General features: G+C 41.4%; 18 protein-coding genes. 2 read left to right on the forward strand and 16 right to left on the reverse strand.

The genetic code is table 11. The annotated features are described in order from the left end of the window. Positions 1-16: 16 nt before the first annotated feature. The 12 genes from spoIIID to CZ490_RS16205 form a co-directional block, all read right to left on the reverse strand. Positions 17-292, reverse strand: a complete 276-nt coding sequence (gene spoIIID / locus CZ490_RS16150; RefSeq protein WP_077619863.1) for a sporulation transcriptional regulator SpoIIID — start codon at positions 290-292, stop codon at positions 17-19. 291 nt (positions 293-583) lie between these two features. Then, positions 584-1,240, reverse strand: a complete 657-nt coding sequence (locus CZ490_RS16155; protein WP_077619864.1) for a 3'-5' exonuclease — start codon at positions 1,238-1,240, stop codon at positions 584-586. A 14-nt stretch (positions 1,241-1,254) separates the two neighbouring features. After that, positions 1,255-3,135 carry a DUF294 nucleotidyltransferase-like domain-containing protein gene (locus tag CZ490_RS16160; RefSeq protein ID WP_077619865.1) on the reverse strand — a complete coding sequence of 627 codons (1,881 nt, stop codon included), beginning with the start codon at positions 3,133-3,135 and terminating at the stop codon, positions 1,255-1,257. Positions 3,136-3,328: 193 nt separating this feature from the next. Next, positions 3,329-4,987, reverse strand: coding sequence for a sodium:solute symporter family protein (locus tag CZ490_RS16165; protein WP_077619866.1), 1,659 nt, complete (start codon positions 4,985-4,987; stop codon positions 3,329-3,331). 193 nt (positions 4,988-5,180) lie between these two features. Further along, entirely contained in the window at positions 5,181-5,483 is a 303-nt protein-coding gene (locus CZ490_RS16170) for a DUF4212 domain-containing protein (protein ID WP_077619867.1), read from the reverse strand. 102 nt (positions 5,484-5,585) lie between these two features. Next, complete coding sequence (locus tag CZ490_RS16175; RefSeq protein WP_077619868.1) at positions 5,586-5,765, reverse strand: hypothetical protein; 180 nt, start codon at positions 5,763-5,765, stop codon at positions 5,586-5,588. A 276-nt stretch (positions 5,766-6,041) separates the two neighbouring features. Then, positions 6,042-6,569: a chromate transporter gene (locus CZ490_RS16180; RefSeq protein ID WP_077619869.1), complete on the reverse strand. Its 528-nt coding sequence runs from the start codon at positions 6,567-6,569 to the stop codon at positions 6,042-6,044. Further along, positions 6,566-7,117 carry a chromate transporter gene (locus CZ490_RS16185; RefSeq protein ID WP_077619870.1) on the reverse strand — a complete coding sequence of 184 codons (552 nt, stop codon included), beginning with the start codon at positions 7,115-7,117 and terminating at the stop codon, positions 6,566-6,568. The genes CZ490_RS16180 and CZ490_RS16185 overlap by 4 nt, the downstream gene beginning before the upstream one ends. 159 nt (positions 7,118-7,276) lie before the next feature. Next, entirely contained in the window at positions 7,277-7,882 is a 606-nt protein-coding gene (pcp, locus tag CZ490_RS16190) for a pyroglutamyl-peptidase I (RefSeq protein WP_077619871.1), read from the reverse strand. 13 nt (positions 7,883-7,895) lie between these two features. Continuing rightward, entirely contained in the window at positions 7,896-8,426 is a 531-nt protein-coding gene (locus CZ490_RS16195) for a chromate transporter (protein ID WP_077619872.1), read from the reverse strand. Next, complete coding sequence (locus tag CZ490_RS16200) at positions 8,423-8,998, reverse strand: chromate transporter (RefSeq protein ID WP_077619873.1); 576 nt, start codon at positions 8,996-8,998, stop codon at positions 8,423-8,425. Before CZ490_RS16200 ends, CZ490_RS16195 begins: the two co-directional genes overlap by 4 nt. A 24-nt stretch (positions 8,999-9,022) precedes the next feature. Beyond that, positions 9,023-10,633 carry a gamma-glutamyltransferase family protein gene (locus tag CZ490_RS16205; protein WP_077619874.1) on the reverse strand — a complete coding sequence of 537 codons (1,611 nt, stop codon included), beginning with the start codon at positions 10,631-10,633 and terminating at the stop codon, positions 9,023-9,025. A 232-nt stretch (positions 10,634-10,865) separates the two neighbouring features. Between CZ490_RS16205 and CZ490_RS16210 the strand changes: the two genes are divergently transcribed. Together CZ490_RS16210 and CZ490_RS16215 are read left to right on the forward strand one after the other, a co-directional pair. Beyond that, positions 10,866-11,315 carry an Lrp/AsnC family transcriptional regulator gene (locus CZ490_RS16210; RefSeq protein ID WP_077619875.1) on the forward strand — a complete coding sequence of 150 codons (450 nt, stop codon included), beginning with the start codon at positions 10,866-10,868 and terminating at the stop codon, positions 11,313-11,315. A 118-nt stretch (positions 11,316-11,433) separates the two neighbouring features. Further along, on the forward strand, positions 11,434-11,799 hold the full coding sequence (locus CZ490_RS16215) for a cupredoxin domain-containing protein (protein ID WP_077619876.1): 366 nt from the start codon (positions 11,434-11,436) through the stop codon (positions 11,797-11,799). Positions 11,800-11,866: 67 nt separating this feature from the next. On the opposite strand, the gene CZ490_RS16220 is transcribed toward CZ490_RS16215, so the two are convergent. The 4 genes from CZ490_RS16220 to CZ490_RS16235 all read right to left on the reverse strand — a co-directional run bounded on the left by CZ490_RS16220 (position 11,867) and on the right by CZ490_RS16235 (position 16,500). Further along, a complete protein-coding gene (locus CZ490_RS16220; RefSeq protein WP_077619877.1) occupies positions 11,867-14,287 on the reverse strand; it encodes a S8 family peptidase in 2,421 nt (806 codons plus the stop codon). Between the two features lie 326 nt (positions 14,288-14,613). Next, the gene (locus CZ490_RS16225) at positions 14,614-15,393 is read right to left on the reverse strand and encodes an ABC-2 transporter permease (protein ID WP_077619878.1); all 780 of its coding nucleotides are present in this window, start codon (positions 15,391-15,393) and stop codon (positions 14,614-14,616) included. Next, positions 15,390-16,301: an ABC transporter ATP-binding protein gene (locus tag CZ490_RS16230; RefSeq protein ID WP_077619879.1), complete on the reverse strand. Its 912-nt coding sequence runs from the start codon at positions 16,299-16,301 to the stop codon at positions 15,390-15,392. Before CZ490_RS16230 ends, CZ490_RS16225 begins: the two co-directional genes overlap by 4 nt. A 1-nt stretch (position 16,302) precedes the next feature. Next, complete coding sequence (locus CZ490_RS16235; protein ID WP_077619880.1) at positions 16,303-16,500, reverse strand: PLDc N-terminal domain-containing protein; 198 nt, start codon at positions 16,498-16,500, stop codon at positions 16,303-16,305. Positions 16,501-16,509 lie beyond the last annotated feature (9 nt).

Raw genomic sequence — 16,509 nt, forward strand, 5'->3', positions numbered from 1 at the left:
GAAAGTCACATTCATGTTATTTCACTGGTTCTTCTTGTAATTCTTCTTCTTTTCGATACTTAAGTTTTGTAGCTTCTCCACCCCGTAAATGTCGAATTGATTTATGGTAATCAAGGATTTCTTTTACTTCATTTGCCAGTTCGGGATTGATTTCAGGTAGCCTTTCAGTTAAATCTTTATGGACAGTACTTTTGGAAACGCCAAATTCCTTCGCAATGACGCGAACTGTTTTTCTTGTCTCCACGATATACTTTCCAATCTTGATAGTTCGTTCTTTGATGTAATCGTGCACACTACTCGCCCTCCCTATGTGGATGTGAGAAGTGTGAAATGAGACGCGTTATTGCTTCAACGAAGAAGTAGTAATATTATTTGAACACTATTCGTCATATGAATTGCTGGAACTTCGAAGACGGTTATACGCCCCCTCACCTCAAACACTCTCTTTGTTAGGTTTGTAACCATTTTATTAGCTTGGTTGAGGGATTATGCTATAAATGTCAAGAGGGACAAGGCTTTTATCAAAATATTTTAAAAAATGGCTTGTTTTTCGTGCTTGGACAAGCAGAAAATCAGTTTTTCCTTAAAAAATTCGATTTTGATTCTCTGTGGCATGTAGGAGATCTCCCCATGTTCGTTTTCCACGGTTTAGGAATTGGTGGAGGAGCTCGACGAAAAGATGCGCGGTAGTTAGAGCATCTCCTGTCGCAGAATGCCGTTCGTATATCCGGGTTCCAAAGTTCATTGCGTACCTATGCAAATCTCTCATATCATATGACGGTGAAATACAGCCAATCAAATCCAATGTATCGATAGTTGGCATTCGCACCAAGCGATAATTACTACGTTTCAGTTCACTCTTTAATGTTATTAGATCAAAAGAGACATAATGCCCAACAAGGCAGTTGCTATTTTGACTTTTTATAAAATTGAAAAGTTCTGTGATTCCTTCAATTGATGGTGGTGCGTTTTCGACTTTTTCATCCGTAATTCCTGTCAATTCGATTATTTCCTGAGAAATTTGTCGGTTTGGGTTAACAAATGTATGAAATTGTTCCTTTTCGCAAACCTTTAAACCTTTTACTTGGACTGCTGCGATTTCAAGTAGACGATCTACAGTTTTCACTTGGAATCCAGTCGTTTCTGTATCAAAAACTGTAAATGTAACCTCCTCTATTGGCGTTGACAACGGAATTTCCTGATGGAGCTGTTGGAACAGTGTTTTTTTTCCAAAGAACACGAACTCTACTCCTTTCAAACTGCGAAATGCGCTTTTACTAGAGTTTGAATCTCTCTCAAAATTTTCACACTAAGAATGAGTTCTTCTTTTTCCTTTGTCGATAAGTGTGAAAAATGAAGGATAGAAGTCAACTCCTCCTTATTTTTATGCTGTCGCCATCTTTGCTTCACATAAACACGTATCACCTCTGAAGCAGCAGACTTTATATCTTTTCCGAAATTCGGATTGAAGGCATTTTTCTCTACTAATCTATCAATCCTTTCAAAAGGAGTTCCAGAGATGATTCCATATTCCAATGAAAGGATTTGTAGACAATGATGGTACGGAAATAGAATTTCCTTTTTTATATCTAGTTGCTTACGGTCTAATTTAAACAAGGCACGAATTGGATGGTCTAACGAAGGAATTGATTTTTCGATTTCATGCAAACGGTATAGAAGGATTTTTGTTTGCTCTACTTCTTCATTAAGCCTCTCTTCAAATGTAACGTTTAGCCTTTCATCTCCATATAAGAATCGGAAGGAAAAGAAATTCTGTGCTAGTAGCATATTTTGATTTGTTGCCTTTACACTCCATGTTCGAACCCGCCCCATCCATGTATCTAATGAGCCACGCCAGTCGGGATTACTCGCCATCATATCTCCTAAACAACGTGCAAATCCGGCCTCTTCTAATAAGTGAACGATTTCTTCTCCTAACTTTGAGAAATAATCATCTGCCTCAGAGGTACTAGCTTCATAGACCAGAAAATGATCTTGATCTGTTATTAGGAATTGCTCAGCACGCCCTGCGCTCCCCATTTGGTAAAAACAGAAAGCGCTAGGTGGCAGAAGATTATCCCGTTTTGAAATCTTCTCAATTGCCATATCAATACATCTTTTGACAAGTCTGTCATACAGTTTCGTCACACTTCCGAGTACTTTAAAAATCGGTACGTCATCCTGCAACAATGCATCTACTACTTCGTAAATGGCTGTTCTAATAGCCGGCAACGTAGAGAGAGTGGCACTTTCAATTGTTTTAATTGTTCGCATCATATTGTCCTTATTTTGGCGCAATACATCTGAAAGAGTGATAATCCCAACAACTTCGTCATTTTCAATGACTGGTAAATGCTTAACACCTTGTAAAATAAAGACTGAGAGTGCCTCATAACAATAGGCATATTTTGAAATCGTAACAGGGTTTACGGTCATTATCTCAGCGGCATGTAGGTTTCCACTTTTCTGTTCAGAGATGACTCTGGAAACAAAATCACGCTCTGTTATAATTCCGAGAAACTTCTTTTCTTCCAAAACGAGAACGGAACTTGTATTGTTCTCTGTCATCTTTTTTGCTGCGGTGCTGATCGAGTCATTATACTCAACTGAGACAAGCTTTTTTGACATGAGTTCTTGAACTCTTCGAATGAGAGCACCATTTTTGTTTCCTTTTCTGGAGATTGAAACCTGTTCTGCTATGGTACTATAGACTTCTCGTAACCGTATCGCGAGTTGAGTGAAGAGGTAGTGATGGAAGTTTGAATCATGAAGTCTCTCTTTAATCGCATGGTTTGGGATTATTAGACATTCTCCATCTTCTGTAGCAATTACACCAACCCGGTACTCAAAGTTCTGTTTTTGTTCTAAAAATAATTCTGCGATACTAGAAAGCCCGATTAACTCGCCTGGTTTTAAGATTTCAAGCACCTCTCGACTTTCAGCAGGACCAACAAATACTTCCGCAACGCCAGAAAGCAGCAGAAGTATCCCCTTCCGCTGCTCATTCGCCTGAAACAGTAAATCCGATTCAGTAAATGTTATTTCTTTACATAGGGATAGGAATTCCATACCTTCCTTCCTCGACAGCCCTTGAAAAAATGGATGTTCCTTCACCATTTCATATAGGCGCTCCATGTTTTCCCCTCCTAATCAAATACGCTTTGGCGTATTTGCGCCCGATTTTTTTCGAGCATGTCTCGAAAAATTTCCGCTGAAAAATCGTGGCATCCGCCTGGGGCTTTAACGATAAAGTGCAGAAGCCTTGCTTCTGTACTCTATTGTTAAACGGTCCTACAGGATATCCCCATAGAACCGTTAATCATTTATTTTATAACTCGTCTTTAATCCAAACTTCACCATCTTTATAAACCATTTGTTCTGGGTAGCGCATATCGACTACCTCATCCTGCTTGGCTTGAGATGGAGCCTCTGTCATAAGAGATACAATGATATTCCCTAAGAAACCTGCTGTTGCTCCAAAGATTCCTGCCCCAGTATCGATGATGCCAAGGATCGTGAAGCCACCGTATTTTGCCGCAAAGATGTACGTTAATACGACAACCAATCCTGTAATCATACCTGCGATCGCACCTTTTCCATTTGAACGCTTCCACCAAACACCGAGTACAAGTGCCGGGAAGAAAGTACTAGATGCAATTGCAAAGGCCCATGCCACAATCTGCGTGATTGCACCTGGAGGGTTTAATGCAACCAATCCTGCAATCAAAGTAGCAATGGCAATTGACCAACGTGCCACACTCAAGCGATTCTTTTCTGTCGCGTCAGGTTTTAACACGCGATAGTAAATATCGTGTGCAAATGAGGACGATAGTGAAATCATTAATCCACCTGCAGTCGATAACGCCGCTGCCATGGCTCCGGCCGCCATTAATCCGATAACAAATACCCCAAGATTCGCAATTTCAGGCGTTGCCATAACGACGATATCATTGGCAATCGTCATTTCCTGCCATTGTAAGATTCCGTCATTATTCGTATCCGCAAGTTTTAATAGACCTGTATCAATCCAGCTTTGCGTCCACGCAGGGAGCTCTGACATTTTTTGACCGGCTACTTGTGTCATTAGGATGAAACGTGAAAACGCGGCATATGCAGGTGCTGATAAATACAATAACCCGATGAATAATAGAGCCCAAGCACCTGACCAACGGGCTGCTTTCATCGTAGATACGGTATAGAAACGGACAATAACATGCGGTAATCCTGCTGTACCACACATTAACGTAAACATTAATGCAAGAAACTGCCAATCAGGACCCGATTCTTTCGGCGCAAAGTATTCAGTGAAGCCAAGTTGACGATCTAATTCTCCAATTTCCTCTACAATTTTACCGTAGGAAAGCCACGGTATTGGATTGCTTGTTAATTGTAAGGAAATAAAAATAACAGGGATTAAGTACGCAACGATTAACACGATGTATTGTGCAACCTGTGTCCACGTAATCCCCTTCATTCCACCCATCGCAGCGTAGAAAGCAATTAACACAACTCCAATCATCGTTCCGATTGCTGCATCAATTTCAAAAAGGCGTCCGATAACAACCCCGGAACCAGATAACTGACCGATGGAGTATGTAAAGGAAATGATGATTGTACAGATTGCCGCTACAATTCGAGCTGTGTGACTATCGAAACGATCCCCAATAAACTCAGGCACCGTATAACGACCGTATTTTCGAAGCTGCGGTGCGAGAAGGAAGGTTAATAATAAATAACCACCTGTCCATCCCATGATATAGGCAAGACCACCATATCCTAGTGCCATAACAGTTCCAGCCATTCCAATGAATGACGCCGCACTCATCCAGTCCGCCCCGATGGCCATTCCGTTATAAACCGGAGGTACTCCCCGTCCAGCTACATAAAAGTCTGACGTCGCACTTACTCGATTGAAAATCGCGATTCCAATATATAGAGCAAATGACGCTAAAATAATTATCAATGAGACCAGAAATTGTGTATCCAAATTTCCTCCCCCTTTAGGTTCAAGTGTAGGTACTACAATTCAGTAGGAAATCTTGCATTTTTTTAGGTTTTTTTAGGTTTTAGACATGTTGTGTGGGATGGTTATTACTATGTCTAGTCATTTACATCATCCAAGATGTAGGGGTTCATTTTGTTAGTAGGTTCTAAGATTCAAGAGTGTTTTGTAGGTAGGTTTAATGATCAAGTGCTTTTCCAGAGCTAATCTGTTCGTTTTTGCTTTCGTCAATGCCATACTTTTCGTCAATTTTGTCACTTAATTTAGCATTCACAAACAGGATAATAATGAACGTCGCAACAGCTCCCTGTGCCCCCATGAAATAATGGAACGGTAGCCCATTTACCGTAAAGGATGATAGCGGTTCAGCAAACATGACAACACCAAAGGAAACAAGAAATCCAATAATGAGATAGATAATGATATTTCGCGTTTTCTCACGAAAGTATCCATCGGCAATCTTCTTATCAACTTTTTTCAATACTAGCACCTCCATAGAAATAAAATCGAAATCCGTATTTTGGTTGCGCTCTTGTTGGTTTCTATCACCCCCTTTAAGCTTTTTTAGTAATCTCCTAGTCTTTTAGCCTAGGTTAAAAATGAACCGTACCGTCTCTCCAAGTGGCGCAGGGAAACGGATGATTTCAAAAACAAAATACGCAAAGATGGATGCAAACGGAAGAAGTAAAAAGAGAGGGCGCTTTCGCTTAAACGCCATAAATAGGCTAAACCCAACAACAAATAGCATCAAATATAAGATCATAAGTAAGCTCCACTCCTTGTTATGAAAGCGTTGTCAAGTATTGCGATAATCCAATGCTTATGGTTTGTTTTATTTTTATATACTATTTTGTAATATTATGAAAATTAGTACATTTTTATTATCAATTTTTTCTTAAAGCTCGTCAAGAAAAATTTTTGCCGAAATTTGGAAAAATAGTTCTATGGATGAGGGGTAGGTATGAGGGATTATGCTAAAAGTAGGGGGCATTTGCGCTGTAGGGGAAGTACTCTATTTTGCTTCTTCATTGGACAACCCCTACAACAACACGGCCCCATACAGAAGAGAACCCACAATCACATACGCGGGGTGGACTTTCCATTTTTCGAGTAGCAAAAAACTCACTACTACTAAAATGAGCGTATGTAACAAACCAGCGTCAACATACGATTCTTCAAAAAAGCGGTACGCCATCGCTCCTAGTAGGACGGCAATGGTCGGCCGAATGTAATTCGTCATCCGCTTCACTTTTGGGGAATGCTTAAATTTTTTCAATATACTAAGAAGACCAATCATTAAAATCAATGAGGGTGCAACCGTTGCGAAGACAGCGACCACCGCACCCAGTACTCCTGCTTGCTGATAGCCGATATAGCCAGCCATTTTGGTAGCGATTGGGCCCGGTAGCGCATTTCCAATTGCAATGACCTCACTAAATTCATGAACGGATAGCCAATGAAAACGATGGACCACTTCATTTTCCACAAGTGGTATGGAGGCAGGTCCTCCACCATATCCTAAAATACCTGGAATGAAAAAGGCAATAAAGAGCTGTACATAAATCATTCTTGTTTCGCCTCCTGTTTGTCCTTTTTTAATAGAGCAATTGCCAGTAAGACACCGACTACAATGCCAGGGTGCACACCGAACACGTCTAACGCCAGCACACTAATCACAACCAATAAAATAGCTTTGATCCACCCGAGGCCTTTTTTAGCATTCACCAAAAACTCCCATGTTAATTGAGCGAGCATCACCCCAACTACTGCGAGAACCGCTTTTGTCATGCCTTGCACCCAACTGAGGTCTTTAAATGAAGTTAACGAAGTGAGCAAAATAATCATTAAGATAATGGTAGGAATGGTGGTCGCCAACACAGCATTTATCATGCCGAGCCAACCTCCAACGCGGTAGCCAATATAGCCGGCCATTTTGGTCGCAATTGGCCCAGGCAATGTGTTTCCAAGTGCCAGAATGTCACCAAAATCATCATCTGTAAGCCATTTATAGCGGTCCACCGCTTCTTTGTGGACAAGTGGTATAGATGACGGACCACCGCCATAACCAAGTATGCCAACTTTAAAAAACGCATAAAAAATATATAGCTGCTTCATGTTTGAAGTTCCTTTCTGAAGCTTTTTTTCAATGCAAAAAAGGAAGCCCCATTCAGGCTTCCTCTTAGTGTTTTCAATTCTTTCACTTGTATTCAAAATGGCTATTGGACCAAAGTTAAGTTAATAGTTCTATTTCAATGTTAACAACAATAAATCTTTTTACTCACCGAGCTCCTCAATCATCGCACGAATCGCAGCCGTTAGATCGGCTAACGACCAACTTGGGATACCCGACTTTTGTAGCGCGAGCTCATGTGAGGCTGGAATATGTATAAATCCAGCTCGCATTGGAAGTTGCTCTTGCTCGATTTTATGAAGCACTGAATACATCACATTGTTACACAGGTAGGTACCCGCTGTGTTTGAAATAGCAGCTGGGTAGCCTTTTTCAATGGAGGCATTAACAAACTCCCGAATCGGCAATGTTGAAAAATAACCCGCTGGCCCGTTTTCATCAATTGGTGCATCTTGCAACCTCACACCGCTATTATCCGGCTCACCATCACGGCAGTTGATTGCGATTCGTTCCGGTGTAATTTTACTTCTTCCGGCTGCAAGTCCTAATGAAATCACTACATCAGGACTCACTTCATCCACATGCTTTAGGCATTGTGTAGCTGATTCTGCAAAATCAACCGGTAATACTCTCCCAACAACATCGAATCCAGCAATTATTTGTCCTTCCAGAGCTTTCACAATTTCCTCGGTTGGATTGATTGGATTATCTAAAAAAGGGACAAATCCCGTAAGTAGTAATTTTTTCATCATTTACATCTCCTTATGCGAGAAAAATAGCTCCATATCCTAGCGCGCCAATGATAACATAGGCTGGATGAACCTTCAGTTTTTCCAATAACACAAAGCTAACAACAATAATCAGGATTGTTTGGAGCCAACCTGCATCTACATAAGATGTTGTGAAAAAGCTAATTGTCATCGTTCCTAGTAAAACAGCTATCGCCGGACGAACATAGCTAGACATGCGTTTTACCTTTGGAGAATCCTTGTGTTTGTATAAAAAGCCTAATAATACCACCATTAAAATGAGTGATGGTGCTACAGTTGCAAAAATGCCAACAAGTGCACCTGGAACTCCCGCTACCTCGTACCCAATATAGCCCGCCATTTTGGTAGCAATTGGACCTGGAAGTGAATTACCAAGCGCTAGCACTTCACTAAATTCAGTAACAGATAACCAACCGTAACGTCCTACGACTTCATTTTCAACAAGTGGAATTGAAGCCGGGCCACCACCGTATCCGACAATACCTGGTATAAAAAAGGCTAAGAAAATTTGCAAATAAATCACATGCCAACACCCTTTTCTGTCTTATGCTGTACTTCTTTTGCTTTATCTTTTTTGACGAGTGCTGCAAGTAACAGAACTCCAATGATGATTCCTGGGTGGATGGAGACAAATTCAATCAATAAGAAACTCACCACAATGATTCCTACTGCGAAACCCCAGCCTAAGGAGTCCTTTGATTTTTTAAAGAAATCCCACGTTAACGTTGCTAGCATGACGCAAACAACCGGCACAACGGCCTTTGTCATCCCTTGCACCCATGGTTGGTCTTTGATCGATGATAAAAACGTTAACAAGATAATCATCATGATGATGGTAGGAACAATAGTTGCTAATACGGCATTGATCATACCTACCACACCTGCAACACGGTAGCCAATATAGCCGGCCATTTTTGTCGCAATTGGCCCTGGCAATGTGTTTCCGAGCGCAAGTACATCCGAAAACTCATCATCATTCATCCATTTGTACTTCTCAACTACCTCTTTATGAACGAGTGGAATGGAGGAAGGACCGCCCCCATACCCCAACAGCCCCACTCGCAAAAACGCTAAAAACAAATCACGCTGTTTCATATAATCCACTACTTTCTGTTTGAATTACCAAGATGCAATACTACCATCCGTTCGCGCCTCCGTGCCTCCGGAAAGTACGCCCGTCTTTGGATTTCTCCAAATAATTTGGCCGCGTCCAAAGCTACCACCATCAAGTGCCACTTGGATTTGGTGACCACGTCTTGCAAGTGCTTGGGCAACATGTGTTGGGAAAGTAGGCTCCACTAACACTTTCTTATCCTCAATCCACTGCCATCTTGGTGAATCAAGGGCTGCCTGCGGGTTCAGATGGAAGTCAATTGTGTTCATGATGACCTGTGCATGGCCTTGAGGCTGCATGTAGCCACCCATAACACCAAATGGACCTACTGCTTCGCCATCCTTTGTTAAGAATCCTGGGATAATTGTGTGGTATGTCTTTTTCCCTGGCTCTAACGCATTTTCATGAGTAGGATCTAATGAAAAATCATGACCACGGTTTTGGAGAGCGATCCCCGTACCTGGAATGACAATCCCAGAACCAAAGCCCATATAGTTACTTTGAATATACGAAATCATATTCCCTTCAGAGTCAGCTGCTGCTAGATATACAGTCCCACCACTTGGCGGTGTTCCCGGTTCAGGAGTAAGAGCCTCGTCTCCAATTAAACTTCTTCTCTCGGCAGCAAATTCTTCTGATAAAAGCTGTGCTGCAGTCACTGACATTTTTTCCGGGTCAGTTACATATTTCTTTCCGTCTGAGAATGCAAGTTTCATAGCTTCAATTTGCTTATGATAGGTATCGACTGATTCTTTTTCGTTTATCTCAAAGCCGTTCAGAATATTAAGTGCCATTAACGCAACAATCCCTTGCCCGTTCGGTGGAATCTCCCAAACGTCATAGCCACGGTAGTTCACCGAAATTGGCTGCACCCACTCCGGTTGATAATCTGCGAGGTCTTCTTTTGAAAGAAAGCCACCATGCTCTTTGAAGAAGGCGTCGATTTTATCAGCAAGATCGCCTTTATAAAAGCTTTCTGCATTGGTTTTAGCAATTGAACGTAGAGTACTCGCATGACCTTCAGATTTCCACACCTCGCCAATTTCCGGTGCGCGTCCTTCAGGTGCAAAAGTGTCAAACCAGTTCTTGTATTCAGGACTTTTAAAAATCTCTTGGTATCTTTTATAAGCACCCTTCCAATATTTTGAGAGAACTGGAGACAATGGGTAGCCTTCTTCAGCATATTTGATTGCTGGCTCTAATACTTCAGTCAAAGGCAGTTTGCCAAAACGACGCGAAAGCTCTGCCCATGCGGAAGGAACGCCTGGTACTGTAACAGGTAGCAAACCAAAGGTTGGCATTTCTTCATGTCCTTTTGATTTCACCGCATCAATTGAAATGCTCTTTGGCGCTGGTCCACTTGCGTTTAGACCATGTAGTTCACCCTTTACCCACACAAGTGCAAAGGCATCCCCGCCAATTCCGTTCGAAGTAGGCTCTACGACCGTTAGCGTTGCTGCTGTTGCAATTGCAGCGTCAATTGCATTTCCGCCTTTTTTCAAAATATCTAATCCTGCTTGTGCAGCTAATGGCTGAGACGTAGCAACCATCCCATTTTTCGCAAACGTCGCCATTCTCTGTGAAGCATACGGGTAATTCAAGTAATCCAAGTTCATGTTAAAAATCCCCCTTCTATGTATCCCCTTTTTGACAATTGTTAGTTATTTTTCCAAAATCAATTAACAAACGGAATTTTTTATTTATAATAATGATTATAGTTGAAATTAAAAGTATATTCTATATTTTTATGTGAAAAATTGGATTTACATTTCGTAAGCATGTCCACATCATGCCTAACCGATGGTAAAATAAAGATACTCAAGTAAACCGTTGAAAAGTGGTGTTCGAATGAAAATCGATGAGATTGATAAAAGAATCTTAGAATTGTTAACGATAAATGGGAGAATGTCCTACGTGGATATTGGAAAGGAACTTGGCCTTTCGAGGGTGTCGATTCGCGAGCGCGTTAATCAGCTGATTGAAAAAGGCGTGATTGAAAAATTTTCGGTTGTGATTAATTCTGAAAAGGTAGGTAAAGGGGTATCCGCCTTTTTCGAGGTCGACTGTGAACCAGCTTCTCTTGTAAAGGTGGCAGAAACACTTGCGAACAATCCAAGTGTTGCAAGCTGCTATCAGATGACAGGACCAAGCACCTTGCATATGCATGTCCTAGTTGAGGACTTCGTCAAACTTGAAAACTTTATTAATGAAGAGCTTTATAGTTTGGACGGGATCACAAGAGTGGAAAGTCATATCTTGTTGAGACGATTTAAGAGTCGGACGGGGCTTAAGTTATAGTCATTTCCTAAAGCTCATTTATCTCGTTGTAATTAAAGGGCTTCCTCATCCTTTCTTCATCTCTCTGATAATAATTGATGAATTAGAAAAAGATAGTGATAAGAAAGGAGGGATTTGAATGTCTGCGATTAAATGGATAACAGGTTGGATGGTTGTACTTACGTTGTTGGTTGGTGGTTCGATTGTTGCATTTGCTGAAACACAGCCTTTAGAGCCGATTCAAAAAATTGAGGTTCAAATGAACGATAATTCTTTTAACCCAAAATCGATTACGATTCCCCAAGGAAAGCCAATTGTATTGGTTTTGAAAAACAATGGCGTTAAGGAACACACCTTCACAGTAGAAAAGCTCGGAATCGACTATGAAGTCAAACCAAAACAAATCAAAATTGTGACTGTGGAACCAAAAACAAGCGGTACATATGAATTGATTTGTCGGTACCATGTCAAAGAAGGTATGGTAGGCGAGGTTATTGTAAAATAACAAGGCAGGATTGTAACAAAGGTAAAATGGTGTCGAGGCAAATGAGCCTGACACCATTTTTTTGATTTTAGTATCGGAAGTTTGTTCCGGCTAAGTCGGTTTGACCTTTGTATGTTGCGTACGCATAGACGTTGTAGTAGCTACCTTTTGGTAATTTAGAGCCATCTGATAACGTCCCATCCCAGTCAAAGTATTGATAGCCTGCTGGAACATCTTCATAGACTGCAATATCACCAAGGTATTTTACAGCCTGACCATCAGCATTAGATTGATACACAAAGAATTCAACATTTTCCGCTCCACCCGGGAAGAAGCCGCCAACCTGCGTTAAGTTACCATTTTCTAACGATACAAAGACTGCTTCAGCACGCGGGTAATCAGGTTCTTGGACAAATAGGATCGTTGGAACATCGAATGTTTCCTTCCCGTCACTAATCATGATTGTTCCTTCATAGTAGCCTGGTTCAAGCTTGCTAGCATCTACTTGAACGTTCAGGTTTACCTTTTGTGACTTACCAGGGTTTACTTTTAAATTGTTACTTGGCATTACTTTAATGCCTGCTGGATTGTCTTTGAATGAAACGTCAAAGCTATATGTTTTTCTTTCACTTGAAAGATTTTTCAGTGTAAAATGTTGCTTTTCTACTTGCTTTCCTTTTTCCTTAGCGAAGACGCCAAATGAGTGGCTACCAGGTGTAGCAAGTGTTTTTGTATTAATTGCGTCAAGTGGTCGGATACTACCAGCACCTTGGGTATTGTGTGGATATACATTTCCATCCGCATCCGTTAACTCTACCGCCGTATTCATTAATGCTGCTTTCACGTCTTCTACAGACCATTCAGGATGTGCTTGTAAAACTAGTGCAGCCGCACCCGCCACATGTGGTGATGCCATACTTGTACCTTGCTTCGCACCGTAACCACCTGGGATCGTACTTGTAATATTAACACCTGGTGCTGATACATCTGGCTTGATCATCCAAGTGCCTGTAACAGGTCCACGGGATGAGAAGTCAGCTACTAACTCTCCTACACCGTGCGAAAATTGGATATTGAAGCTTACTGTGTTATTGCCTTCTGCTAATTCAGATAGTAATTTCTGGCCATCTTCCTGGGAAACTTTAATGGTCGGAACTGCCATTCCAGGTACATCTGGTTGTTCACCAGCTGCGTTGTTATAGATAATTGCACCCACTGCACCTGCTGCTTTTGCTGCAGAGGCCTTATCCACGAATGGAATGCCAGCACCACGACTTATTAACGCGATTTTACCTTCTAAATCTTTACCAACAAAATCCGCTGGCGCACCAAACCCAACATGTACAAACTCAAATTCATTCCCATTCAGAGCAAGCAACTCCTCATCACTTGGGAATCCTTGTACTTTTGCAGATGGATAATCAATTCCTTCAGAAGTTGAAATCGACGCATTATATACATTGTATGGTAGCTGTGTTGCTCCTACAGAAATGGCATCACGAGATGTTCCTGGTGATCCAACTGTCCAATTAGCTGGACCTGCGTTTCCATTTGATGTAACAGCGACTACACCTTCAGCCATTGCCCAATCGAGCGCAATACTCGTTGCGTAGTCTGGGTCATTTAATGAGTTACCTAATGAAAGGTTCATGACGTCTGCCCCATCTTGAACAGCCTTCTCAATTCCAGCAATTACGTTTTCTGTTGTTCCACTTCCACCAGGGCCAAGAACACGATACGCTAAAAGGGTCGCTTCTGGCGCTACTCCTTTAATTCCGCCATTTGCCGCAACCGTACCCGCTACGTGAGTACCATGGTCTGTCTTAGCACCACGCGGGTCACCTGCTGGCGTTTCCTGTGGGTCTGCATCGTTATCTACGAAGTCATACCCTTTGTACTCACCAAATGCATGTGCTAAATCAGGGTGAGTATAATCTGTACCAGTATCGATTACTGCAACCGTCACTCCTTCACCTGTATAACCAGCCTCCCATGCTTCACCAGCGCCGATAAATGGAGCACTATCCGCCATTTGCGGGCTAAATACCTCTTCTGAAATAGCCTTACCAGTATCTCCTGTTACCGTATATTCCACATCAGGATAAACTGCTTTTACCCCAGGCACTGCTAACAATGCAGGGATTTCATTTGCTTTTAATTCGACTGAGAATCCAGAAAATACGTAGTCGTATTCTCGATTCACCTTACTAGACTTCGCTGCTTGTTTCACAGCATCTTTTACTTTTTTCCGTTCATTTGCTAGATTTGCTTTTGATTGTGACTTTCCAGAATGCTTTGCTTCTACGATTGAACTTTCCGTCATCTCCACAATCACTGTAGTAGATTTCGAGGATTTGAGATCGATGTTCCCATGCAATTCTGCTAATTGTTTAGGAGCAGAGGATTGTGAATCTTTTGATTGCGCGAATACCCCCATTCCGAATGAAGAAAATACCAATAAAAATGCTAATAAAAGTAGTATTGATTTAAGAGTTCTTTTTTTACCCATGACTAAGCTTCATCTCCTACTAAATAGATATTACCGGGTACGCCCATCCCCTTTGTACCATTTCCCTCCTATTTCTATTTTTTAAGGGCTTTCCCAATGCTAGTAAGATTCTATTTATTTTCTGTCGTATCCTTGAGTAAAACGTCTTATTGTTTTGACAACGGGGGCTGCTACGAAAAGACTATTTTTACTAGAATCCAGTCGAGGATTGTAAAATTTGCATATTAAATACAAAAAGGAGAGTAGTACCTTTAGTCCCTTGAGGTCAGACTTTTACCGTATAATAGAAAAACCAGAGCGGAAACACCCACTCTGGCACATTTTTGCTATGCTGCTCTTTCCTTTTTCGTAAAGAAGAAGATGGAACTAACTAGCAATACTACAATCAATAGAATTGTAATGGTAAAGGATAAAGCAAAATGCTTTCCAGGGCTTCCCGTTAGCAGGAGCTCACTTGCGTGGTTGGAAAGTCTTGCTGGACTCCATGTCATCCATTTTGACAATAGCGATGTGATCGCTGACAACCCGATTGCTACAAGTAATGACATAAACGCTACAAACATCGTACTTTTAAAAAGCGAACTTAGTAATAGGGTGACTGTCACAAGGAACAAAAGCCAGGTTCCATATACAAGTGAGCCTTTCAGTAATTCACCGAATTCAATGTCTCCAATTAAAATCCCCGTATAGTACCAAGACGCTACGATTCCTAGTAAAAATGAACCTAGTGTCATAATCGCGATACTTACCCATTTTGCTGTAATATAATTTGCGAATGAAACAGGTTTTACTAGAATGATGTCGGAAACACCACTGTTCTTTTCCGCTGCAACGATCCCCATGAATGCTAATACAAGTACGAGCACGCCGATTTGGCTGAACTGTCCTAGGGTTTGAACAATTACCTCTTGTGGTGATGGAATAGGTATTTCAAACACCGATCCCTCCGGTAATTCGCCTGCTGCTTTGATGATTTCTGGCAAATAGTACGAAGTTACCGGCTGCATAATGCCAAGTAAAATAAAGACCAGCGGAATCCACATAATTTTAAAATTCCGTGTCATTTCAATCCATTCTTTTTTAAACAAAATCGACCATTGCCTCATGACCTCACCACTTTCATAAATACATCTTCAAGGGACGATTGCCCGATTTTAAACGTCGAGACAGGTACCTTTTTTTGTACAATATCTTGCAGAATAGCAATTCTTGCAGCCTCGAGCTCTGTAACAATGATTGTTGCTGTAGTTCCCGCTATTGTCACGTCTTGAACTGTAGGGATCGTTGTTAAGCTATTTGCCCAGTCTGTGAGATTACTTTCTGACTCTATGATTATCACATCATGCTGGTGCTTTTTTCGCAGACCCACTAACGAATCACTTAGTGCCAGCTCCCCTTTTCGGATAATGACAATGTCATCACATACTTCTTCTGCATCATGAAGTACATGCGTGGAGAAAAGAATGGTCGTTTTCTTTTTTAATTCCCGCATCATTTCAATGACTTCGCGGCGACCAACAGGATCTAGCGCTGAAACGGGTTCATCAAGCATCACTAACTTCGGTTCATGAATCATCGCCTGCGCAATTCCAAGGCGCTGCTTCATCCCTCCTGAAAAACCACCAATCTTCTTTTTCTTTGCATCTGCTAGCCCCACTAATTCTAGTAATTCATCTGCCTTCTGCTGAGATTCCTTTTTCGATAAATGGGCAAGCTCCCCAACATAGACTAAAAATTCACTTGCCGACATCCAATTATAGAAAACAGGGTGCTGCGGAAGGTAGCCAATGTATTTCCGATTATCGCCGTTTTCCAAACCATCAAATGAAATTTTTCCAGAGGTCGGATGAAGGAGACCTGCAAGCATCCGTAGTGTCGTCGTTTTCCCCGCACCGTTCGGACCTAGTAGTGCCGTACAACTGCCTTTTTTTATCTCAAACGAAAGGTTATTTACCGCTGTTTCCGCTCCAAATCGTTTTACTAACTTATCAATTGAAACCAAAGACTCCGTCATCCTATCTCTTCCTTCCAATTACAAAATATAGAATGGGCCCAATCATACTGATAAAAAGAATGACAAACACCCACACTATTTTTGGTCCGTTTGTTTCTTCACTTCTAGCGAGGTCGATTAAAGCTGTCACCATTAAAATCAGCTGAATCACAATTACCGGTGCGATAAGTCCCCAATTAATCCCTTCAAGTCCAGTCATGATTGATCA

Origin of the sequence: Litchfieldia sinesaloumensis (assembly GCF_900156865.1) — a bacterium.
Taxonomy (GTDB): domain Bacteria; phylum Bacillota; class Bacilli; order Bacillales; family Bacillaceae_L; genus Ferdinandcohnia; species Ferdinandcohnia sinesaloumensis.